At 60.5% G+C, this 22,289-nt stretch carries 16 protein-coding genes; 9 read left to right on the top strand and 7 right to left on the bottom strand.

Translation table 11 applies throughout. The features are described 5' to 3' along the window. Positions 1-12: 12 nt before the first annotated feature. From nrfE to nrfF, 3 genes are read left to right on the top strand one after another with little or no spacing between them, the layout of a single operon-like run. Positions 13-1,962 carry a heme lyase NrfEFG subunit NrfE gene (gene nrfE / locus G5358_RS06240; RefSeq protein WP_421323806.1) on the top strand — a complete coding sequence of 650 codons (1,950 nt, stop codon included), beginning with the start codon at positions 13-15 and terminating at the stop codon, positions 1,960-1,962. Beyond that, complete coding sequence (locus G5358_RS06235; protein ID WP_128814936.1) at positions 1,959-2,561, top strand: DsbE family thiol:disulfide interchange protein; 603 nt, start codon at positions 1,959-1,961, stop codon at positions 2,559-2,561. Before nrfE ends, G5358_RS06235 begins: the two co-directional genes overlap by 4 nt. Beyond that, positions 2,558-3,763: a heme lyase NrfEFG subunit NrfF gene (nrfF, locus tag G5358_RS06230; protein WP_421323805.1), complete on the top strand. Its 1,206-nt coding sequence runs from the start codon at positions 2,558-2,560 to the stop codon at positions 3,761-3,763. The genes G5358_RS06235 and nrfF overlap by 4 nt, the downstream gene beginning before the upstream one ends. A 144-nt stretch (positions 3,764-3,907) precedes the next feature. On the opposite strand, the gene phnX is transcribed toward nrfF, so the two are convergent. From phnX to phnW, 3 genes are read right to left on the bottom strand one after another with little or no spacing between them, the layout of a single operon-like run. Further along, positions 3,908-4,747: a phosphonoacetaldehyde hydrolase gene (gene phnX, locus G5358_RS06225; RefSeq protein ID WP_216953478.1), complete on the bottom strand. Its 840-nt coding sequence runs from the start codon at positions 4,745-4,747 to the stop codon at positions 3,908-3,910. Continuing rightward, positions 4,740-6,179, bottom strand: coding sequence for an aspartate aminotransferase family protein (locus G5358_RS06220; RefSeq protein WP_216953477.1), 1,440 nt, complete (start codon positions 6,177-6,179; stop codon positions 4,740-4,742). The genes phnX and G5358_RS06220 overlap by 8 nt, the downstream gene beginning before the upstream one ends. Continuing rightward, positions 6,176-7,318 carry a 2-aminoethylphosphonate--pyruvate transaminase gene (phnW, locus tag G5358_RS06215; RefSeq protein ID WP_216953476.1) on the bottom strand — a complete coding sequence of 381 codons (1,143 nt, stop codon included), beginning with the start codon at positions 7,316-7,318 and terminating at the stop codon, positions 6,176-6,178. Before phnW ends, G5358_RS06220 begins: the two co-directional genes overlap by 4 nt. Positions 7,319-7,571: 253 nt before the next feature. Here phnW and phnR point away from each other — a divergent pair, with 253 nt between their 5' ends. The 6 genes from phnR (at position 7,572) to G5358_RS06185 (ending at position 15,966) form a co-directional block, all read left to right on the top strand. Then, the gene (gene phnR, locus G5358_RS06210) at positions 7,572-8,279 is read left to right on the top strand and encodes a phosphonate utilization transcriptional regulator PhnR (protein ID WP_005352498.1); all 708 of its coding nucleotides are present in this window, start codon (positions 7,572-7,574) and stop codon (positions 8,277-8,279) included. A gap of 120 nt (positions 8,280-8,399) precedes the next feature. Next, positions 8,400-9,419: a putative 2-aminoethylphosphonate ABC transporter substrate-binding protein gene (locus G5358_RS06205; protein ID WP_139440599.1), complete on the top strand. Its 1,020-nt coding sequence runs from the start codon at positions 8,400-8,402 to the stop codon at positions 9,417-9,419. 272 nt (positions 9,420-9,691) lie between these two features. After that, entirely contained in the window at positions 9,692-10,786 is a 1,095-nt protein-coding gene (locus tag G5358_RS06200) for a putative 2-aminoethylphosphonate ABC transporter ATP-binding protein (RefSeq protein ID WP_421323804.1), read from the top strand. Next, positions 10,783-12,519, top strand: coding sequence for a putative 2-aminoethylphosphonate ABC transporter permease subunit (locus G5358_RS06195; protein ID WP_421323803.1), 1,737 nt, complete (start codon positions 10,783-10,785; stop codon positions 12,517-12,519). Before G5358_RS06200 ends, G5358_RS06195 begins: the two co-directional genes overlap by 4 nt. Positions 12,520-12,537: 18 nt before the next feature. Next, complete coding sequence (locus G5358_RS06190; RefSeq protein ID WP_421323802.1) at positions 12,538-13,944, top strand: FAD-dependent oxidoreductase; 1,407 nt, start codon at positions 12,538-12,540, stop codon at positions 13,942-13,944. Positions 13,945-14,463: 519 nt separating this feature from the next. Beyond that, positions 14,464-15,966 carry a hypothetical protein gene (locus G5358_RS06185; RefSeq protein WP_227342704.1) on the top strand — a complete coding sequence of 501 codons (1,503 nt, stop codon included), beginning with the start codon at positions 14,464-14,466 and terminating at the stop codon, positions 15,964-15,966. A 136-nt stretch (positions 15,967-16,102) separates the two neighbouring features. Here the strand turns inward: G5358_RS06185 and sucD are convergent, their stop codons facing one another. The 4 genes from sucD to sucA all read right to left on the bottom strand — a co-directional run bounded on the left by sucD (position 16,103) and on the right by sucA (position 22,277). Then, positions 16,103-16,975, bottom strand: coding sequence for a succinate--CoA ligase subunit alpha (sucD, locus tag G5358_RS06180; RefSeq protein ID WP_005346088.1), 873 nt, complete (start codon positions 16,973-16,975; stop codon positions 16,103-16,105). Further along, entirely contained in the window at positions 16,975-18,141 is a 1,167-nt protein-coding gene (sucC, locus tag G5358_RS06175; RefSeq protein ID WP_005346090.1) for an ADP-forming succinate--CoA ligase subunit beta, read from the bottom strand. The genes sucD and sucC overlap by 1 nt, the downstream gene beginning before the upstream one ends. Before the next feature lie 104 nt (positions 18,142-18,245). After that, positions 18,246-19,433 (bottom strand): 2-oxoglutarate dehydrogenase complex dihydrolipoyllysine-residue succinyltransferase, encoded by a 1,188-nt coding sequence (gene odhB / locus G5358_RS06170; RefSeq protein ID WP_421323801.1) that lies wholly within the window; start codon positions 19,431-19,433, stop codon positions 18,246-18,248. A gap of 33 nt (positions 19,434-19,466) precedes the next feature. Next, complete coding sequence (sucA, locus tag G5358_RS06165) at positions 19,467-22,277, bottom strand: 2-oxoglutarate dehydrogenase E1 component (protein ID WP_421305856.1); 2,811 nt, start codon at positions 22,275-22,277, stop codon at positions 19,467-19,469. Between the last annotated feature and the right edge of the window lie 12 nt (positions 22,278-22,289).

The raw sequence follows: 22,289 nt of genomic DNA, 5'->3' as shown, positions 1-22,289 counted from the left end.
TTTGGAGGTTATGTGCTGGCGGAGCTCGGCTATCTCTCACTGTTGCTGGCGACCGGACTCGCCCTGCTGCAAGGGCTGCTGCCCTGGCTGGGATTGCGGCTCGCCTCACGCCCGCTGCTGGGCTGCGCAACACCGCTGGCCCTCTTGGTCGCCCTCCTGCTCGGGGCCGCCCTGCTGCTGCTCGCCAGCTGTTTTGGCCAGGATGACTTCACCCTGGTCTATGTGGCCCAGCACGCCAACAGCGCCCTGCCTCTTGGCTTCAAGCTGGCGGCGGTATGGGGTGGCCACGAGGGCTCCATGCTCTTCTTCGTCTTTGCGCTGGGGCTGTGGGGCGCTCTGGTGGCACTTTGCTCCAAGCGGGTCGATCCGCTCATCCGCACCCGGGTATTGGCCATCATGGGGCTGATCGTCGGGCTGTTCGGCCTCTATACCCTGATCTTCTCCAGCCCGTTTGACCGCCAGTTCCCGGGGCCGCTGGAGGGGCGTGATCTCAACCCCATGCTGCAGGATATCGGCCTCATCATCCACCCACCCCTGCTCTATCTCGGTTACGTCGGCTTTGCGGTCAACTTCGCCTTCGCCATGGCGGCGCTGCACTCGGGCAGGCTCGATGGCGCCGTGGCCCACTGGAGCCGACCCTGGGCGCTCGGCTCCTGGGTGTTTCTCACCGCCGGCATCGTGCTGGGCTCCTGGTGGGCCTATTACGAGCTCGGCTGGGGCGGCTGGTGGTTCTGGGATCCGGTGGAAAATGCCTCCCTCTTGCCCTGGCTGCTCGGCACCGCTCTGCTGCACGCCCTGATTGTCTGCGAGAAGCGCGGCGCCTACGGCCACGCCGTGCTGTTGCTCTCCATCTTCACCTTCGCCTTGAGCCTGCTCGGCACCTTCGTGGTGCGCTCCGGGATACTCACCTCGGTGCACGCCTTTGCGGTGGACCCCAGCCGCGGCCTCACCCTGTTGTTGCTGCTCGGCTTGCTATTGACCTGCGCCCTCACCCTGTTTGCCCTGCGGGCGGACATTCGCGCCCCCTACGCCCGCTTTGGCTTGCGGTCAAAGGAGGGGCTGCTCGGCGCCGCCATCCTGCTGCTCTGCGTGGCCTGCGCCAGCGTGCTGCTCGGCACCTTCTACCCCATGGTGTTCCAGTCGCTCCATCTTGGATCGCTCTCGGTGGGCGCCCCCTATTTCAATACCATCTTCGTGCCGCTGGCCCTCTGCCTGATGGCGCTGATGACCCAGCTGCCGCGCCTGCGCTGGCAGCAGCTTGCGGCACATTCCCGACTAAACGCTCTGTTACCGCCGCTGTTTGGCCTGCTTGGCGGCGGGCTGCTTAGCCTTACCTATCTGGAACAGGGATCGTTTTCCGGTAGCTGGATTGGCATCCTCGCCAATATGGTGAGCCTCTGGCTGATGGCCAGCCTGCTGCTCCCGCTCATGCAACCGACATTGCTGCGCGAGTTCACCCTCAATCGGTTTGGCAGCTTGCTGGCCCACCTCGGGGTAGCGGTGTGCGCCCTTGGCATCGCGCAGGTGAGTCACCACAGTCAGGAAGGGGGCACTGTGCTAAGTGCCAACCAGCCCTACCCGCTCGGCGCGTTCGAGTTTCGCTATGAGGGGCGCGAGCCGGTAATTGGCCCCAACTATACCGCCGAGCGGATCACGCTTAGCGTGCACAAGAACGGTAAAGAGGTGGCGCGGCTGACGCCGGAGCGGCGCCACTACAGCGTGCGCACCATGAACATGAACGAACCGGGCATCGCGTGGGGAATGCTCGGCGATCTTTACGTGGTGCTGGGTGAGAAGATGGGACCAGATGCCTATGCCATGCGGCTGCACTACAAACCGCTGGTGCGCTGGATCTGGCTCGGCGGCCTGTTGATGATGGCAGGCGGTACCCTGCGTCTGCTCGCCCGCCGCCCCGTTGCGGTTGGCACCTCCCATCACAAGCTCGAACAGGAGGCCTTATGAGATCCCGCCTGCGCCTCTTTGTTCCCCTGCTGCTGACCCTGAGCCTCGGCGCCCTGCTCTGGCTCGGCCTTGGCAACAATCCCTATAGCCAGGATGAGGCGACGCTCGGGCGTACCCTGCCTGCGTGGCAGAGCGACGATCTGCTGGACGGGAGTCCGATCCAGACCGCCAGCCTCAAGGGGGAGCCCTTTGTCCTTAACGTCTGGGCCAGCTGGTGCGCCAACTGCCGCGCCGAGCATCCGCTACTCAGCGAGCTCGCGGGCACAGTGCCCCTCTACGGCCTCAACTACCGGGACAAGGGAGATGCCGCACGCGCCTGGCTTATTCAGGCGGGCAACCCCTATCGCGCCGTGCTGGCCGACCCCGACGGCAAACTGGCGCTGGAGCTCGGCGTCTACGGCACGCCGGAGACCTATCTCTTTGATGCTGATGGCGCCCTACTTGCCCGCCACACCGGCGAGCTCACCAACGAGATCTGGCTACGCCAGTTTGCCCCCCTGCTCGACCAGGCGCGAACTGACGCACAGATAAAGGCCGCTACAACGGCACCCGCAATTGCGCCATCTATTGCAACATCAGCTCGGGAGACACAGCCATGATGTGCCGTTCTCTTGCCTGCCCCCTGCTGGCCCTCGGCATGCTGCTGAGTGCAACTGCATATTCCAGCGGGGTCGATACCTATCAATTTCGCCACCCCGAGCTGCAAAACCGCGCTCAGGAATTGGCCCGCGCCCTGCGCTGCCCCCAGTGCCAGAACCAGAATCTGGTGGAGTCCAACTCCCCCATCGCGCGGGATCTGCGGCTCGAAGTCTACCGCTGGGTGGACGAGGGACAGTCTGATGAGCAGGTGATCGCCCGCATGACGGAGCGCTTCGGTGATTTCGTCCGCTACGATCCCCCCTTCAAGAGCAGCACGGCGCTGCTGTGGGGCGGCCCCCTGCTGCTGTTGGGGCTGGCGCTGTTGACCCTGTTTCGCCGCCTAACGCGCACAAAGGCGCAACCCATCCCTGCCGTTAAGGCCATCGTTGAGGCCCCCCCTCAACCCGCCGCCGATCCGCGCAGCGAATTGAATTTGCTGATCATGCACGGGGAGCAGTCAGGCCTCTCCCCCGACCAACCACTCTACCAGGAGCTAGTTGCCGCCCGCCTGGCCAGCGCTATCCCGGCGGCTGAGCTGACCCTGCGTGCGCAACTGGCCAGCCAGCGTGACAATCGCGGCCGCAATAACCGGCACGGGCGGGCCTTGTTGCTGCTTGGCCTCTTGGCCATCGCGGCTGTTGCCGCTGGCTATCTCAGCAGCGGCCGCTATCAGGCATGGCAGGATTATGCATCCCGTCCCGATCCGCTGGCGGGATTAAGCCCGCGGGATCTGCAGGACAAGGAACTGGGGAGTCTGCATCAGAAGCTTCAGCGCAATCCTGCCGATCTCGACAGCTGGGCGGCGCTCGGTCAGCTCTATCTCTATCGGGACGAGTACGACAACGCCCTGCTCGCCTACCAGCGTCTCGCCCTGCAAGAAGGGGGCGCCAGCGCTGCGACTCAAGCCGCGCAGGCTACCGTGCTCTACTATCAGGCGGGCCAGCAGCTGACTCCCGAGGCAACCCGCCTACTGGAGAGCGCCCTCACGCAGGATGGGGGGGAAGTGAGCGCCCTGATGCTGCTCGCCTCCGATCACTTTCTGCATGGTCGCTACCGTCAGGCCATTGCGCTATGGCAGCAACTGCTCGATGAAGAGCGACCCCGCATCAACCGGGCCGCACTGATCGAGGCAATTCAGACCGCGCGAATGATGGGTGGCTAGCCCGGCAGATCCGTTGCATCTTTTCAGGACGTTAGCGCCTTCTTCTTCCTGCCAAGCACTGCGCAATGCCAATCAATGCAAAACACCCCCATGCGGGGGTGTTTTGTTATTGGGCCACCTTGGCAGGTTTATCTCGACACCCGCTTAAGGTCGTTCGCCAGCGGCCAGACGGCGGTTGATATCGGCAACGACCGGGGCGATATCCGCCAGAGTGTCGATGACGTAATGAGCACCCGCCGCCCGCAGTTTGGCCTCGGCCGGTGCGCGCCGGGCGGCGATCTCCGGCTCGCTCATGGCGACAAACTCGTCCCAGGTGGCGCCAAATTCGTTGCCGGAAACCGACAATCCCACCGTCCACATGCCCGCGTTAAGCCCTTCGCTGATACCCGGCACGGCGTCATCCACCTTGATGCAGCGATGCACGGCGCTCACTCCGAGCTCAATCACGTTGGCCAGCGCCATCCAGGGGCCGGGGCGACCACCTGCCTTGAGATCGTCAGTGGCGACCCAGTGATCCGGGCGATAGCCGTGAGCGGCCGCCGCAGGCACCAGCGCCTCCATCACCGGACGGGGATAACCGGAGCAGGAGCCGATGCGCAGTCCCTGTTCCCGCAGAGCATCCAGCACCGGCAACACGCCGGGGATGGGGGCGGCAAAGCGGGTCACGGCGGCAATCTGCAGCGGCATAAAGGTGTGATAAATGTGGTCCACCTCGGCGTGGCTCATAGGATGGCCGAAGCGGGCCTGCCAACGCGCATCCAACGAGGGCAGACGGCCCAGCGCGGCGATATGATCCCACTTGCCAAGGCCCATGGGCTGGCGCGCCTCATCCAGGGTCACGGGAAAGTCATAGGCGCGGGCGAAGGCCTCGACGAAGATGGAGGTGGGGGCGAAGGAGCCAAAATCGACGACGGTACCAGCCCAATCGAGGATCAGCGCCTCCACGTCGGTGGTCGGGTCTACAGCAATCTGCAAGTCAGTCATGGTGGTGTTCCTGTTTCGGTGAAAGTGCGATCTCGCCAAGGGCGCGATCGAGAATGGTGATGGCGCGCACCAGATCGGCGCGGGCGATATTGAGCGGCGGCGAGAGCTGGATGACATTGCCCTGAGAGACCTTGAAGCTGAGCCCCAGTTCCAGACAGCGGTAGAGCAGCCGCTCGGCGGCCTGGCTATTGCGGGCACGACTCTGGTGATCGACCACCAGATCGAGCGCCCAGAGCATACCGATACCGCGTACTTGTCCTATCAGCGGGTGACGCTCGGCCAACTTGCCGAGCTCGGCCGCCATAAAGCGGCCATCCTCCTGCGCTTTTGCCAGCAATCCCTCTTCACGGATGGTAGCGATGGTCGCGAGCGCCGCCGCGCAGCCGATGGGGCTCTTCTCGTGGGTGTAGTGACCGAGCGAAATAGCTGCCGCCTGATTGAAACGGTCGCGGGTGATGAGCGCCGCAAACGGCACCACCCCGCCCCCCAACCCCTTGCCCAGACAGATGATGTCGGGTTCGATGCCGAACTCTTCAAAGCTGAACCAGTGGCCAGTGCGCCCCAGGGCATTGGGGATCTCGTCGACGATCAACAGCACCTTGTGGCGATCGCAGATCTCCCGCACCCGCTGCCAGTAGGCCTTCGAGGGCACCTGCACATCGGTGTTGCGGATAGGTTCGGCGATAAAGGCGCCGATGCCTCCCTCCTTCTCGATGACGTACTCCAGATAATCGGCGTAGTGCAGGTCATCCCCCTCCCCGCGATACCAGACACCGCGATAACGGGTGGGCGGCGGGATGCGCTCCACGCCGGCCATCAAGGGGCCCATACCAGCGCGAAAACAGGCCTCGCCGCCGACCGAGATGGCATCGAGGGAGGCGCCGTGAAAGGCATCCCACAGGGACACCACCTTGCTGTTGCCGGTGATGAAACGGGCGAGCTTCAGGGCAATCCCCACCACCTCGCTGCCGCCGGGGGCGAACAGCACCCGGTTGAGATCGCCCGGGGCCAGCTCGGCCAGGGTGCGGGCGCAGTCGATGGCAACCTGATGGGTGTAGCGGCGGGGCGCGAACGGCAGATCGGCGAGTTGCTGCTGCACCGCGGCCACCACCCTGGGGTGACCGTGACCCAGCTGATGAACGCTGTTGCCGTGAAAATCGAGGTAACGCTTGCCCGATACGCTGGTCAACCAGCTCCCCTGCGCCCCCTCGATCAAATCCAGACAGGGGGTGGAGAGTGCCTGATGGAGAAAGTAGCGGCTATCCTCCACCAATCCGGCCTGTACATCTTCGCTCTGGCCCGCCCACCAGCGCGCCCGCCCCTCGCCGAGGTTGATATCCCCTTCGCTGTCGGCGCGGCCACTGCCGTGCAGCTTATGGTCATACAAATCGCGACCACGCAGATCACGACCCTGAGCCAGCATGCTGGTCATCGCGCGTCCCCTTGCCAGTAGCAGGCGCTGGCCATGGCGGCGAGCAGATCGCGCACCCGCTCAGGGGTCACGTCGCCGATATTGCCGATACGGAAGCAATCGGCTTGGGAGACCTTGCCCGGATAGATAACAAAGCCCTGCGCCTTGAGCCGCTGGTAGAAATCGGCGAAGCGGTAGTCAGGGTGGGCCGGAGAGTAGAAGGCGGTGATGATGGGGGATTGCCACTGTTCTGGCAGCAGCGGCGCAAAGCCAAGCGCAGCCATCCCCGCCACCAGCGTACGCTGATTTTCACTGTAGCGCTGATGACGGGCTTCAATGCCCCCCTCCTCGTCCAGCTCACGCAGGGCCTGGGAAAAGGCAAGCACAGTATGGGTGGGCGAGGTAAAGCGCCACTTGCCCCCCTGCTGCTCCATGGTCTGCCACTGGGCGTGCAGGTCGAGGGAGACCGAGCGGGCGCGACCGGCGCAGGCCACCAGCGCGGCGCGGCGAGCGATGACGAAGCCAAAGCCCGGCACCCCCTGAATGCACTTGTTGGCCGAGCTGATGAGAAACTCGATGCCAAGGTGTCCCATGTCGATGGGTATACCGCCAAAGCTGCTCATGGCATCGACGATCAGGCGGATGCCGCGGCGCTGGCAGAGCGCAGCCACCTCATCGAGCGGATTGAGCATGCCGGTGGTGGTCTCGCAATGTACCATGGCCAAATGGGTGATCTCGGGGTGGCGCGCCAGCATCGCCTCGATGGCGGCGGGTTCGGGGCGGGTGGTCTCACCGCAATCGAGCTCATGGTGACGCAGGCCAAGACAACGGGCCATCTCCCCCATGCGGGCACCGTAGGCGCCGTTGTTGATGATCAGCAGACACTCATCGACGCCTATCGCCGAGCCCAGTACGCTCTCCACCACATAGCTGCCACTGCCCTGCAGCAAGACGGCGCTGTAGTCACTTTCATATTCAGGGCCGGTGGCGAGGCGCACCAGCTCGCGGCGGATGGGCTCCACCACGCCTTGGTTGTAGTCCGCATCCCAGGTACAGCTGTCTTGCAGCATGGCGGCGCGCACCGTGGCGGTGGTCGAGAGGGGGCCCGGGGTCAGCAGCAGGTAATCGACGGCGGCGGGGGCCGCAGGAATATGGATCATGATTTCGCTCCTATTGGTATATACCAGAATGAGCACATTGTGGGTAACTCCCCCGCCAAGGTCAAAGGGGTGGCGCTACGTGCAACAAAAAATTCATTTTCAGCGCAGGGATCGCGATAATCTAGGAAGCCTGAACAACAGGGGCGATTCTGGTATCTACCAACGCATGTTGATGTTGCCGTGAAACGACCGGGCAGATGACCTGTCCTGTGCCCAGCCCATTGCCCAACTCATTGCATAACCAGGGATTTTCATGAGCAAACCGCAATATCTGCAGATCAAGGATGCCCTCGCCAACCAGATCTTGGCAGGGGGTCTGGCCCCCAACGACAAGCTCCCCTCCGAGCGGCTGCTGGGGGAACTCTATGGCACAACAAGAGTCACCATCCGCGAGGCGCTGGTGCAGCTGGAGGCGAACGGCCTTATCTATCGGGAGGATCGCCGCGGCTGGTTCGTCACCCCGCCGCGCTTTCGCTTGAACCCCAGACGCACCTCCAACTTTCACCAGATAGTGCGGGAGCAAGGAGGAGAACCGCACACCGAGCTGCTGGAGAAAAGCCGCCAGGCGGTGCCGCCCGCGTTGATGGCGCAACTGCAGCTCAAGCCGTTTGACAGCCTCTTTTTGCTCAAGCGACTGCGCTACGCCAACGGGCGCGCCATCTGCTACTGCGAGAACCACTGCCTGCCCGAGCGGGTGCCCGGCCTGCTGGCGCTGGATCTCAACGGCAGCCTGACCGAGATCTACCAAGCCCATTACGATCTCCACTACGCCCGCATGCAGGTGCGCTTTTTCCCCACCGCCCTGCCGGACGAAGTGGCCAAGGCGCTGGGGGCCACCGCTGGCCTACCCGCCCTGCGCCTCGAGCGGCTCAACTTCGATCAGCACGGACGGGTGCTCGACTTCGATCTGGAGTACTGGCGTCACGACAGTCTGGAGATCGAGGTGGATACCCAGGATTAGTCACGGATAAATCAGGAACGGCAAAACGTCACGGGGCTGTCACGGTCACGTCATAAAGATCCCCTAGCCTCTCTCTCGACCAATCTGGTTTATACCAAACCAATTTAACTGGAGAAGAGGATGAAACAGGGAACCCATCTGCTGGCCGCCGCCGTGCTGGCTGCCATGACCGCCCCGGCACTGGCCGCGACCGATCTCACCGTCTACACCGCCTTCGAACCGGAGCAGCTCAACGAGCTGAAAACCGCGTTCGAACGCCAGCATCCGGACATCAACATCAAGTGGGTGCGTGACTCCACCGGCGTTGTCACCGCCCGCTTGCTGGCAGAAAAAGCCCAGCCCAAAGCGGATGTGGTATGGGGACTGGCCGCCACCAGCCTGATGCAGCTCGATCAGCAGCAGATGCTCAATGCCTATGCACCGAAAGGACTGGAGAAGCTCGACAGCCGCTTTCGCGACAGCAAGGCCGAGCCGCACTGGATCGGTCTGGACGCCTTCTTCAGCGCCATCTGCTTCAACAAGGTAGAGGCGGAGAAACAGGGGATCCCGGCCCCCACCAGCTGGGCCGACCTCACCAAGCCCATCTACAAGGGCAAGGTGATCATGCCCAACCCCAGCTCCTCCGGCACCGGTTACCTGAGCGTTGCTGGCTGGCTGCAGACCATGGGCGAGCAGCAGGGCTGGCAATTCATGAACGGCCTGCACCAGAACATCGACCGTTACACCCACTCGGGCTCCGCCCCCTGCAAGCTGGCCGCCAGCGGCGAGACGGTGATCGGGATCTCCTTCGACTTCCCGGCCACCAGCCTCAAGGCCAAGGGTGCCCCCATCGAGGTGGTGTTCCCGAAAGAGGGGTCAGGTTGGGATATGGAAGCTGCCGCCATCATCAAAGGCACCCCCAAGCTGGATGCCGCCAAACAGCTGCTCGACTTTGCCGCCACCGAACAGGCCAACGCCCTCTACAACAAATCGTTCGCCGTGGTCGCCATCCCCGATGTGGCCCAACCGAGAGCGGGCTATCCGGCGGATATCAAAGGCCAGATGATCGACAACGACTTTAGCTGGGCAGCCCGCGAGCGTAACGCCATCCTGGCCCAGTGGAGCGCCAGCTTCGACGGCAAGACCGAAGCCAAACAGTAAGCGTGAAGGGCGGCGATTTGTTCACGCCAGACACACCGCTGCCAATAAACTGCCAGTCGAAGGCCAACAGCTGTTGGCCTTCGCTTTTTGGTTTTAACTTCCCGAGTTTGCATTGCCTTCAATTAGCGACGCTTCGCCCATCCACACAGGGCCCAGCCACTTGCTGACGACCCGATCTCATCTGACTGTCATCAAGCTGTCATCCCCCGATCACCTGACCGTCACACTTCACCCGCAAACTGGTATATACCAAATCAGTAGCGAGTCGAACCATGACCCAGCCCTATCTGGACATTCAACATCTCAACAAGCAGTTCGGTGCTTTTCAGGCCCTCAAGGGGATCTCTCTGACCATTGAGCCGGGGGAGTTTATCTGCTTTCTCGGCCCCTCCGGCTGCGGCAAAACCACCCTGCTCAGAGCCATCGCCGGCTTGGATCTGCCGGACAACGGCGAGATCTGGCAAGGGGGGCGCAATATCTCCCGCCTGCCGCCCCAGGAGCGCGATTTTGGCATCGTGTTTCAGTCCTATGCCCTCTTCCCCAACCTGACGGTGGCCCAGAACATCGCCTTCGGCCTTGAGAATCAGGGGCTGGCGCGGGATCTCATCAAGGAGCGGGTCGATCACTGGCTGGGGCTGGTGGATCTAACTGCCCAGTCCCACAAATACCCGAGCCAGATCTCCGGCGGCCAGCAGCAGCGGGTGGCGCTGGCCCGGGCGCTCGCCCTCTCCCCCGGTTTGTTGCTGCTGGACGAACCGCTCAGCGCGCTGGATGCACTGGTGCGCACCCATCTTCGCAGCGAGATCCGCGCCCTGCAGCAGCGCCTTGGCATCACCACCATCATGGTGACCCACGATCAGGAAGAGGCGCTGACCATGGCCGACCGCATCGTAGTGATGGAGGGCGGCCGCATCGTACAGGTGGGCACCCCGCAGGAGATCTACCACCAGCCTGCCAGCCGCTTCGTGGCAAGCTTTGTCGGCACCATGAACTTCCTCGAGACCCTGGTGCTGAGCCCCACTCAGGTGCGCCTCAACGAACAACCGCTGCAACTCGCCAACCAGGCCGCTGCCGGCAGCAAATTGCAGGTGGCGATCCGCCCCGAGGCGATCACCCTGAGTGCGCCGAGCGAGCCGTATCTTGGCCAACATGGCGTTGAAGTAACCATCGATCAGGTGGAGTTTCTCGGCGCCGCCCAGCGCCTTATCTGCACCGCCGACACCTATCTGGGCCCGCAGCAGATCCTGGTGGAGCGCCCGACCCACGAGCTGCCCCGCCACGAACAGGGTGGCTGGCGCAGCGGCATGCGCTGCTCGCTGCACTGGCCCGCCGGAGCGATGCAGCTGTTTGAAGGAGATCGCCCATGACAGCCCCCTTCGCGACCTCCTCCCTGTTGCCGCCAGCGACAGCCCGCCAAGACTCTCGCTGGCAGCGGCTCTGTCGCGGCTGGAGCCGGGATCAGCTGCTGCAACTGATCCTGCTGGTGCTCGGCATCGCCCTGCTCACCGGCGGTCTGCTGCTGCCACTGCTCACCATGCTGCAAAAAAGTCTGCAGGATGAGAACGGCCTCTGGGTGGGCCTTGCCAACTTCAGCGCCTACTTCGACTCCCCTCATCTGGGGCGCACCATCGGCAACACCCTCTGGCTCGGGGTGCTGATCACCGCGCTGGTGGTGACCATCGCCTTTGGCTACGCCTACGCCCTCACCCGCACCTGTATGCCGGGCAAGCCCCTGTTTCGCCTCATCGGTTTGATCCCGCTGTTGATGCCCTCCCTGTTGCCCGCCATCAGTCTGGTCTACTGGTTTGGCAATCAGGGGATCGCCAAGGGGCTGCTCGGCGGCGAGAGCATCTACGGCCCCATCGGCATCGTCATTGGCCTTGGCTTCTGGTGCTTCCCCCACGCCCTGATGATCCTTATCACGGCGCTGGGTCAGAGCGACGCCCGCCTCTATGAAGCCTCCCGGGTGCTGGGCAGCAGCGGCTGGCGCACCTTTGTCACCGTCACCCTGCCTACCGCCCGTTATGGCCTGCTCAGCGCCGCCATCGCCGTCTTCACCCTCACCATCTGCGACTTCGGGGTAGCCAAGGTGATTGGCGGCCAGTACAGCGTGCTGGCTACCGATATCTACCGGCAGGTGATCGGGATGCAGAACTTCTCACTCGGCGCCGTTGCCAGCGTTACCCTGCTGCTGCCGGCACTGTTGAGCTTTGCACTCGAGCACAGAGTGCGCAGCAAGATGCAGGAGCAGAGCAGCACCAAGGCGGTGCCCTATCAACCCAAACCCCATCGGCTGCGGGATCTGCTGGCGCTCGGTTGGTGCACGCTCTGGGCCTTGCTGTTTCTGGCGCTGGTGGGGATGGCCGTTTACGGCTCCCTGGTGCAGTTCTGGCCCTACAACCTCGAGCTTACGCTGGATCACTACGCCTTTGACAGCAATAGCGTCTACGGCTGGCAGCCCTTTACCAACACCTTGCAGCTGGGCCTCTATACCGCGCTTATCGGCACCGTGCTGGTGATGGTGCTGGCCTGGGCGCAGGAGAAGGGGCGCTACTTTGCGCCGCTGCGCCAGCTGTTGCATCTGCTCGCCATGCTGTCGCTGGCGGTACCCGGCATGGTGCTGGGGCTCGGTTACATCTTCTTTTTCAACGGCAATCCGCTCTTTGGCAGCCTCTATGGCACCCTGCCGCTGATGGTGCTCTCCTGCGTCATCCACTACTACACGGTGGGCCATATGACGGCGCTGACCAGCCTCAAGCAGTTGCCCAAGGAGCTGGAGCTGGTGGCCATCTCATTGCGCATTCCGCTCTGGAAGGCGTTCTGGCGAGTCACCCTGCCCGCCTCCCTGCCCGCACTGCTGGAGATCTTTATCTATCTGTTCGTCAACGCCATGACCACCACCTCGGCGGTGATCTTCCTCTACTCGAGCGACAGCGTGCTCGCCTCCATCGCCGTGCTGAACATGGAGGATTCCGGCGATACCGCCGCGGCCGCCGCCATGGCCACCCTGATCCTGCTGGCCGCCGCCACCGTCAAGCTGCTCCAACTCTTTTTGAGCCGCGCCCTGCTGGATCGCACCCAGCGCTGGCGCCACCAATAACCTTATCGAGGAGTCATCATGTCCACTCTCCCCTTCTGGCTGGCCGAGGCGCTCGCCGCCGAACAGCCCGCGCCGCCCACGCCCCTTCACGGCCACCACGAGGTCGATGTCTGCATCGTCGGTGGCGGCTTTACCGGGCTGTGGAGCGCCATCGCCCTTAAACAGGCCGAGCCACACTTGCGCATCATGGTGCTGGAGAAAGATCGCTGCGGCAGCGGCGCCTCCGGGCGCAACGGCGGCTGCCTGCTCACCTGGTCGGCCAAATATCTGACGTTAAAGCGCCTCTTTGGCGAAGAGCAGGCCGCCTGGCTGATGCAAAGATCCGAGCAGGCGGTACACGAGATTGCCCGCTTCTGCGAAACGCACAACATAGAGGCGCAGCTGAGGGTCGAGGGCACCTGTTACACCGCCACCAGCGAGGCCCAGCGCGGCCTGATGGAGCCGGTATTGCAGGAACTCAAGCGAGCCGGTCTTAACCAGTGGCAGGCTATTGAAGAGGGTGAACTGGCGAGCCAGAGCGGCTCCCACGTCCATCTGGAAGGGCTCTACAGCCCCCACGCGGGCTCGGTGCAACCGGCGCTGTTGGTGCGTGGCCTGCTGCGGGTGGCGCGGGAACTGGGGGTCGAGGTCTATGAACACTCCCCCATGCGGCGCCTTGAGGCGGGCCAGCCTGCGCGGGTGCCAACGCCACAGGGCGAGGTGCGTGCCCGCAAGGTGCTGCTGGCCCTCAACAGCGCCATGGTGCAGCACTTTCGCGAGTTTCGCCGCAGCATAGTGCTGGTCTCCTCCGATATGGTGATAACCGACCCCGCGCCGGATGCACTGGCTGCCCAGCAGCTTGAGCACGGCCGCTCCGTGGTGGATGGCCGCACCTTTGTGCATTACTACCGCTCCACCCCGCAAGGGCGGCTGATGCTGGGCAAGGGGGGCAACACCTTCGCCTTTGCCAACCGCCATCTGGCCGAGTTCAATGCGCCGAGCCGTTATCTTGCCCCCCTCACCCGCACCCTGCACCGCTTCTTTCCGGCGCTTAAAGAGGTGCCCATCGCCGCCAGCTGGTGCGGCGCCTCCGACCGCTCGGTGGATGGCCTCCCCTTCTTCGGCCACTGGCGAGGGCAGCCCAATATTGTCTATGGCCTCGGCTACTCCGGCAACGGAGTGGCGCAAAGCTGGATCGGCGGCCAGATCCTGGCGGCCTTGGTGCGCGATGAGGTGCGGGAAGCGGACAAACCGTGGCGCGACTGCGCCCTAGTCAGCGGCCCGCGTGGCTACTTCCCGCCAGAGCCATTCCGCTGGCTGGGCGCCATGGCGGTGCGCAACGCCATCAGGCGCAAGGAGCGTGCGGAAGATGAAAACCGCCCGGTGGCCTGGTATGACAAACAGCTGGCCAAACTTGCCGATGCGGCGGGCAAGGCGGATAAATAGCCTTCCCAAGACCATATTTATTGAAACTGCCGCCCCTTGGGTCGGCAGTTTACAGGTGAAACCAGAGGGACATTATCAAGCAACATGACCAGCTGATTGACCCCTGCGTCAGCAGAATTGATGCATCAGCAGGACAGCTCCAGACAACGTTGACGCTGCGCAACAATCTTGGTTTGTTCAATTCTGGCGGCAGGCAATAACTATGACATACTCCCCCCCCCATAATCCGAATTCGTGTCGCTTTTTAAAGTCAAGAGTTCAAAAAATCGCCACCAATCACCTTGTTAACAAATTTATTGATCTCCGACTGCTTTTTGTCTTCATTCAGTTTGCATAGTTCACTGCGTCAGTTACCATGCCTCAATTGAGGATAAACCGCCTTAGTTGATGTTGTTTTCTAAGGTTGCATTTTCAATAAAGATTATATTGGGTTGTGACTTTAAGAATTAGCTTTCGTTTGAGTGATTATTATATTTCATACTTACATGACATTTTGTATTAACTTTTTTGGTGTTATTTATGAGTCGCTGGATAGAAAATTTTGAAAAGCATCCCTTCCAAGATACTTGGTCTCAAATTGTATCGTTAAAAGATAGTATCAACTCAGATGATAAAACAGTCATCACCGATACAACTGAAATAGCAAGACTCAAGAAAGTTGTAGCATTTATAAATGAACTTTTATTAGCCTGCGACCCAGAATTAATACCAGAGCAAACATGGAGCAATTTTTCAAGCCAAGCTACTGCGTGTCTGCAAAGCATATCGAGCTTTAATAGCAGCCGAAATATTCAACATATCATTCAAGCCAACTCTAACTTGGATAATCTGTTAACTTATATACGCCCATACCAAGTAATAACAGGAAAGGCAGCTAGAGCGGCTAAAACAGCCTTTTCATCCTATACAAAAGAGATTTCTATAAGCCTAGACTCAATTAATAGAGAAATCACCACAAAATTTGACTCTATCCAATCTGACGCCGATTACCTGTTAGATGAAATTGAAAAAATAAAGAATAACGCAGCATCAGAACTGGAAAACTGCGAAATAATTAGTGAAAAAATCACAAACCTAGATGAAGATTATTTTAATAACTCCGTGAACAAAAGTTTAAAGACTAGGATGGAAGAGTTTGAGTCAGAAATAACTCAAGCCCATGAAAAAATACTGAATTTCTCTGAAATTCTCTTTGAGGGAACTTCAACCGATGACTCTGTAGAACAGAAAATAAAAGTTGCTCTCGATAATATAGAGTCAGATGCGAAAGAAAGCGCATCCCAACTTGTAAAGCTCAGGTCAAAGATTGATGACTTCAGTAATTATTACAATCTAGTTTTTGGTGAACTTCAGGATGATGAAAATAGAAAAGGAGGATTGAAATCAGAAATTGACACTAGAAAAAAAGAACTAGAAAAATTCAAAGAAACTCAAGAGTTAAAATATAAAACTCTTGTTGAAGAGATAGAGAGTTTACTCCCTAGTGCAACTAGCGCTGGTTTAGCAAGCGCATATAGAGAAATGAAAGTCAGCTTTGATGGTCCGATTATTCAAAACACAATAATATTCTACGGTACAATTGCCTGTTTAATTTTTACTGCACTTGTATCAATGACTCAAGAGCTTGGTTGGTTTTATATAAAGTTTCATAACATTCCAGAATTAACAACATTGGCCTCTAATATTTTATATAAAGCACCGATAATTATACCTGTAATTTGGTTAGCGTTGTTCTCATCAAAAAGAAGAAGTGAAGCATTACGTTTACAGCAAGAATATGCGCATAAGGAAGCCTTGGCAAAATCATTCCAAAATTTCAAGGCTCAAATTGAGGCGTTAGGGGAGGAAACCCCTGTACTCATGAATAAACTTCTTGAGGCAGCCATTGATGCTGTATCAAAAAATGCATCAGACACATTAGATAAGAAGCATGGGGACAAGACACCTGTTCATCAAACACTTGATGGAGCACTTGACTCATTAGGAAAGATAAAGGCTTTATTCGAATCTAAAAAACCTTAACCATAGTTAAAATTATATTGTAAGTTCGAATCGCAAAAAGCTAATTCGTGCTTACGATAAAGAAGAACGTATCCATCATAATAAAAACGCCGCCCATCGGGCGGCATTTTTATTAGAGATAACGGGCTAACGGGAATTACCAGCCGGTTACTTCGCGCAGGGCCTTGCCGATATCGGCCAGGGAACGGACGGTTTTCACGCCAGCATCTTCCAGCGCGGCAAACTTCTCGGCGGCGGTACCCTTGCCACCGGAGATGATGGCGCCAGCGTGGCCCATCCGCTTGCCGGGAGGGGCAGTAACACCCGCGATATAGGAGACCACCGGCTTGGTGACGTGGGCCTTGATATAGGCAGCCGCGTCCTCCTCGGCGTTGCCGCCGATCTCGCCGATCATCACGATCGCTTCGGTCTGCGGGTCGTTCTGGAACATTTCCAGAATGTCGATAAAGTTGGAGCCCGGGATGGGGTCGCCACCAATACCGACGCAGGTGGACTGGCCAAAGCCCTCGTCAGTGGTCTGCTTGACCGCTTCGTAGGTCAGGGTGCCGGAGCGGGAGACGATGCCCACCTTGCCCGGCTTGTGAATGTGGCCCGGCATGATGCCGATCTTGCACTCACCCGGAGTGATAACGCCCGGGCAGTTGGGGCCGATCATCCGCACGCCGGTCTCTTGCAGCTTCACTTTGACGTCCAGCATATCCAGCGTCGGGATGCCTTCGGTGATGGTGACGATGAGCTTGATGCCCGCATCGATCGCTTCCAGGATCGCGTCCTTGCAGAACGGTGCCGGCACATAGATGACGGTGGCGGTGGCGCCGGTCGCTTCGACTGCGTCACGGACGGTGTTGAACACCGGCAGGCCCAGATGGGTGGTGCCGCCCTTGCCCGGGGAGACGCCGCCGACCAGCTGGGTGCCGTAGGAGAGCGCCTGCTCGGAGTGGAAAGTACCCTGACCGCCGGTAAAGCCCTGGCAGATGACTCGGGTGTCCTTGTTGATCAGTACGCTCATCAGTTGGCCTCCGCTGCTTTGACGACTTGCTGCGCGGCATCGGTCAGACTCTTGGCCGCAATGATGTTGAGGCCGCTCTCGGCCAGCTTGATCCCCCCCAGCTCGGCGTTGTTGCCTTCCAGACGAACCACGACGGGCACCTTGACCCCCACTTCCTTGACCGCACCTATGATGCCTTCCGCGATCATGTCGCAGCGCACGATGCCGCCGAAGATGTTGACCAGCACCGCTTTGACGTTGCTGTCGGAGAGGATGATCTTGAACGCCTCGGTTACGCGCTCCTTGGTGGCGCCGCCGCCGACGTCAAGGAAGTTGGCCGGCTTGCCGCCGTGCAGGTTGACGATGTCCATGGTGCCCATGGCCAGACCTGCGCCGTTGACCATGCAGCCGATGTTGCCATCGAGGGCCACATAGTTGAGCTCCCACTGGGCAGCGTGCGCTTCGCGGGGGTCATCCTGAGACGGGTCGTGCATCTCGCGCAGCTTGGGCTGACGATAGAGGGCGTTGGCGTCGATGTTGATCTTGCCATCCAGGCAGTGCAGGTTGCCCTGCGCGGTGATCACCAGCGGGTTGATCTCCAGCAGCGCGAAGTCGCAGTCGAGGAACATCTGGCCCAGACCCATGAAGATCTTGGTGAACTGTTTGATCTGATCGCCGACCAGACCCAGTTTGAAAGCCAGCTCGCGGGCCTGATAGGGCTGCGGGCCAACCAGCGGGTCCAGGGTGGCCTTGTGGATCAGATGAGGGGTTTCGTGGGCGATCTTCTCGATGTCCACGCCACCTTCGGTAGATGCCATGAAGACCACGCGACGGGAGCCACGGTCAACCACGGCGCCCAGGTAGAGCTCTTTGGCGATGTCGGTGCAGGATTCAACCAGGATCTTGGTGACCGGCTGGCCGTTGGCGTCAGTCTGGTAGGTCACCAGATTCTTGCCCAGCCAGTTCTGGGCGAAGGCACGGATCTCGTCCTTGCTCTTGGCCACTTTCACACCGCCCGCCTTGCCGCGACCACCGGCGTGTACCTGGCATTTGACGACCCAGGTATTGCCGCCAATCTTGTCGGCCGCTTCGGCCGCTTCCTGCGGGGTAGCACAGGCATAACCTTCGGAGACCGGCAGGCCATACTCGGCAAACAGCTGTTTTGCCTGATATTCATGCAGATTCATAGATGCTCTATCCGTGTTGTAGGTATTTCCGTCCGGGGCTCGTGTTTCTCAATCCCCTGTGAGTGGGGGCCTCGGGGGCCCCTCGTTATCTTTCAGTTGGTTGCTCAGACGTCCAGCAGCAGGCGGGTCGGATCTTCCAGCAGCTCCTTGACGGAGACCAGGAAGCCTACCGATTCACGCCCGTCGATGAGACGGTGATCGTAGGAGAGGGCCAGGTACATCATCGGCAGGATCTCGACCTTGCCGTCAACGGCCATCGGGCGATCCTGGATCTTGTGCATGCCCAGAATGGCGCTCTGGGGCGGGTTGATGATCGGGGTGGACATCAGGGAACCGAACACACCACCGTTGGTGATGGTGAAGTTGCCGCCAGTCAGCTCATCCACGGTCAGTTTGCCGTCGCGGCCCTTGCCGGCCAGATCCTTGATGGCCTTCTCGATGTCCGCCAGGCTCATGTTGTCGCAGTCGCGCAGCACTGGAGTCACCAGACCACGGGGGGTGGAGACGGCGATGCTGACGTCGAAGTAGTTGTGGTAGACGATGTCGTCACCATCCAGCCCGGCGTTCACTTCCGGATAGCGCTTGAGGGACTCCACTACCGCCTTCACGTAGAAGGACATGAAGCCGAGCTTGATGCCGTGCTTCTTCTCGAAGATCTCGCCGTACTGCTTGCGCAGATCCATGATGGGCTTCATGTTGACCTCGTTGAAGGTGGTCAGCATGGCGGTGGTGTTTTTCGCTTCCAGCAGACGCTCGGCGATGCGCTTGCGCAGACGGGTCATCGGCACCCGCTTCTCGCTGCGACCGGCCAGCGCGGCAACCGGTGCGACCGGCGCAGCAGCAACCGGAGCGGCTGCGGCAGGCTTGCTCAGCGCCTTGATGTAGGCTTCCACATCATCCTTGGTGATGCGACCACCCTTGCCAGTGCCGGTCAACTTGGCCACGTCGATGTCGTGCTCGCCAATCAGACGGCGCACGGAGGGGCTCAGGCCATCGGCGCCATCATCGGCAACTGCTTCGGCCAGCTTCTCTTTGGTCTCTTCACCGGCTACGGCTGCCGCCTTGATGGTGGCGATCAGCTGGCGGGAGAGGACGGTTGCCCCCTCTGCCTGCAGGATGTCGCCCAGCACGCCAGCTTGCGGTGCCGGCACTTCCAGCACCACCTTGTCGGTTTCGATGTCGACCAGCACTTCATCACGGGCAACCAGATCACCCGGCTTCTTGTGCCAGGTGGCAATGGTGGCATCCGCCACTGATTCCGGCAGGTCCGGTACCTTGATCTCGATAGTCATCTAATCAGTTCCTTGTTACTTCTTGTTCAGGGCTTAGGCCAGAGTAAGGGCATCTTCCACCAAGGCTTTCTGCTGCTTGGCGTGGACGGACATGTAACCAACCGCCGGCGAGGCGGACGCCGGGCGACCGGCATAACGCAGGGTGGCTCCGGTCGGCAGCACGTCATCGTAGTTGTGACGGGTGCAGTACCAGGCACCCTGGTTTTGCGGCTCTTCCTGACACCAGACAAAATCGGTGACGTGGCTGTAATCGGCCAGAATGGCGCGCACTTCCTCTTCCGGGAAGGGGTAGAGCTGTTCGATCCGCACGATCGCCACATCCTTCTGCTCCGCCTTGCGACGGGCTTCGAGCAGGTCGTAATAGACCTTGCCGGAGCAGAAGACCACCCGCTTGACCGCTTTCGGATCCAGCGCGTCGATCTCGCCAATGGCGTTCTGGAAGGTGCCTTCCGCCAGATCTTCGAGCTTGCTCACCGCCAGCGGATGGCGCAGCAGGGATTTGGGCGTCATGACGATGAGCGGACGGCGCATCGGGCGCACTACCTGACGGCGCAGCATGTGGAATACCTGAGCCGGGGTTGAGGGTACGCACACCTGCATGTTGTGCTGGGCGCACATCTGCAGATAACGCTCCAGACGGGCGGAGGAGTGCTCCGGGCCCTGCCCCTCGTAACCGTGCGGCAGCAACATGGTCAGGCCGCACATCCGGCCCCACTTCTGTTCGCCGGAGGAGAGGAACTGGTCGACCACCACCTGAGCGCAGTTGGCGAAGTCACCGAACTGGGCTTCCCAGATGGTGAGGCCGGCCGGCTCGGCGCTGGCGTAGCCATATTCAAAGGCCAGTACCGCGTTCTCGGTCAGTACCGAGTCGTAAATCTCGAACGGCCCCTGCTCGTCGTGCAGGTTGCACAGCGGGGTGTAGGTGCTGGCATCGGTCTGGTTGTGCAGCACGGCGTGGCGGTGGAAGAAGGTGCCACGGCCGGAGTCTTCACCGGTAAAGCGGATGCGGGAACCCTTGTCCACCAGAGTGGCGTAGGCCAGAGTCTCGGCAAAGCCCCAATCCACCAGCTTCTCGCCGGCAGCCATCAGACGGCGGTCTTCGTAAATCTTCTCGACCTGACGCTGCAGCACGTGGGTCGCCGGATACTGGCTCACCCGCTCGCCGAGGCTCTTGAGCTGATCCATTGGCACGGCACTCTCATAGGCCATATTCCAGTCGTGGCCCAGATAAGGGGTCCAGTCGACGGAGTGCAGCTCCATCGGCCGCCACTCCTTGCTTACCCGCTCGCCGCGATCCAGCGCTTCGCGATACTCGTTGACCAGTTCGGTCGCCCGCTCCTGGGCGAGGCTCCCCTCGGCCACCAGCTGATCGGCGTAGATCTTGCGCGGGGTCGGGTGCTGCTTGATCTTCTGGTACATCAAAGGCTGGGTGGCGCTCGGCTCATCCGCTTCGTTGTGACCGTGACGACGGTAGCAGACCAGCTCGATCACCACGTCGCGTTTGAAGGTATTGCGGTAATCCAGTGCAATCTGGGTCACCAGCACCACGGCTTCCGGGTCATCCCCGTTGACGTGCAGCACCGGCGCCTGCACCGCCTTGGCGATGTCGGTGCAATATTCGGTGGAGCGCAGGTCACGGATATAGGAGGTGGTGAAACCAACCTGGTTGTTGATGACGATGCGCACCGTCCCGCCGACACCATAGGCGCGGGTCTGGGACATGTTGAAGGTCTCGGCCACCACGCCCTGACCGGCCATGGCCGAGTCACCGTGAATGGTGATGGGCAACACGCTGGAGCCATCCTTGTCACCGCGACGATCCATGCGGGCACGGACCGAGCCGATGACCACAGGGTTGACGATTTCGAGGTGAGAGGGGTTGAACGCCAGCGCCAGGTGGACGTTGCCACCCGGGGTGGCGAAGTCGGAGGAGAAGCCCATATGGTACTTCACATCACCGGTACCCCAGGATTCGCCATGCTTGCCGGCAAACTCGTCGAACAGATCCTGAGCGCGCTTGCCCAGCACGTTGATCAGCACGTTGAGGCGACCGCGGTGGGCCATACCGATAACGGCCTCTTTGCAGCCCTGCTCACCGGCGCGACGGATCAGCTCCTTGAGCATGGGGATCATGGCGTCGCCACCTTCCAGCGAGAAGCGCTTGGCTCCCGGGAACTTGGCGCCCAGATATTTCTCCAGCCCTTCGGCGGCGGTCAGGCTCTCGAGGAAACGGGTCTTCTCTTCGAGGGTGTAGCTCCCCTTCCCTTCAATGGATTCGAGACGCTGTTGCAGCCAGCGTTTCTCTTCCGTGGAGGTGAGGTGCATGTAGTCGGCGCCAATACTGCCGCAGTAGGTCTTCTTCAGCGAGGCGTAGAGGTCGGAGAGCACCATGGTCTCGCGACCGATGGCGTAGGAGCCCACATTGAAGGTGGCCTCCATATCTGCGCCCTGCAGGTTGTGGAACGCAGGATCCAGTTCGGCAACGGTTTCACGCTGCCACAGGCCCAGCGGGTCCAGATTGGCATTCTGGTGACCACGGAAACGGAAGGCGTTGATCAGCTGCAATACCCGCACCTGCTTGGCATCCACTTGCGGATCGGAGACGGGGGCACTGTAGCGAGAGGGATCCTTGGCCAGACGACGGAAATAATCGCGGACCTGGGAGTGGGGTTGTTCAACCGCATGGCCATTGACCTGGGGCAGCTCGCTAAACAGGCTGCGCCACTCGTCGGACACGGAGTCAGGATTTTCCAGGAAGGATTCGTACAAATCCTCGATATAGCTTGCATTCGCACCAGCCAGGTGAGATGACTCCAACCAGGCCTTCATCACGCCGTTATGCATTTCTATCCCTTG

The sequence above is a fragment of the Aeromonas sp. 604176 genome (assembly GCF_049170755.1).
GTDB classification, from domain to species: domain Bacteria; phylum Pseudomonadota; class Gammaproteobacteria; order Enterobacterales; family Aeromonadaceae; genus Aeromonas; species Aeromonas veronii_A.
This window is presented reverse-complemented; position numbering and strand designations above follow the sequence as displayed.

Bases quoted from the DNA above. Each gene is read 5' to 3' on its own strand.
- nrfF (WP_421323805.1), top strand. From the start codon at position 2,558: ATGATGTGCCGTTCTCTTGCCTGCCCCCTGCTGGCCCTCGGCATGCTG.
- G5358_RS06185 (WP_227342704.1), top strand. From the start codon at position 14,464: ATGAGTCGCTGGATAGAAAATTTTGAAAAGCATCCCTTCCAAGATACT.
- sucA (WP_421305856.1), bottom strand. From the start codon at position 22,277: ATGCATAACGGCGTGATGAAGGCCTGGTTGGAGTCATCTCACCTGGCT.
- sucD (WP_005346088.1), bottom strand. From the start codon at position 16,975: ATGAGCGTACTGATCAACAAGGACACCCGAGTCATCTGCCAGGGCTTT.
- G5358_RS06190 (WP_421323802.1), top strand. From the start codon at position 12,538: ATGTCCACTCTCCCCTTCTGGCTGGCCGAGGCGCTCGCCGCCGAACAG.
- sucC (WP_005346090.1), bottom strand. From the start codon at position 18,141: ATGAATCTGCATGAATATCAGGCAAAACAGCTGTTTGCCGAGTATGGC.
- phnW (WP_216953476.1), bottom strand. From the start codon at position 7,318: ATGATCCATATTCCTGCGGCCCCCGCCGCCGTCGATTACCTGCTGCTG.
- G5358_RS06220 (WP_216953477.1), bottom strand. From the start codon at position 6,179: ATGACCAGCATGCTGGCTCAGGGTCGTGATCTGCGTGGTCGCGATTTG.
- phnX (WP_216953478.1), bottom strand. From the start codon at position 4,747: ATGACTGACTTGCAGATTGCTGTAGACCCGACCACCGACGTGGAGGCG.
- phnR (WP_005352498.1), top strand. From the start codon at position 7,572: ATGAGCAAACCGCAATATCTGCAGATCAAGGATGCCCTCGCCAACCAG.
- G5358_RS06235 (WP_128814936.1), top strand. From the start codon at position 1,959: ATGAGATCCCGCCTGCGCCTCTTTGTTCCCCTGCTGCTGACCCTGAGC.
- G5358_RS06195 (WP_421323803.1), top strand. From the start codon at position 10,783: ATGACAGCCCCCTTCGCGACCTCCTCCCTGTTGCCGCCAGCGACAGCC.
- G5358_RS06200 (WP_421323804.1), top strand. From the start codon at position 9,692: ATGACCCAGCCCTATCTGGACATTCAACATCTCAACAAGCAGTTCGGT.
- G5358_RS06205 (WP_139440599.1), top strand. From the start codon at position 8,400: ATGAAACAGGGAACCCATCTGCTGGCCGCCGCCGTGCTGGCTGCCATG.
- odhB (WP_421323801.1), bottom strand. From the start codon at position 19,433: ATGACTATCGAGATCAAGGTACCGGACCTGCCGGAATCAGTGGCGGAT.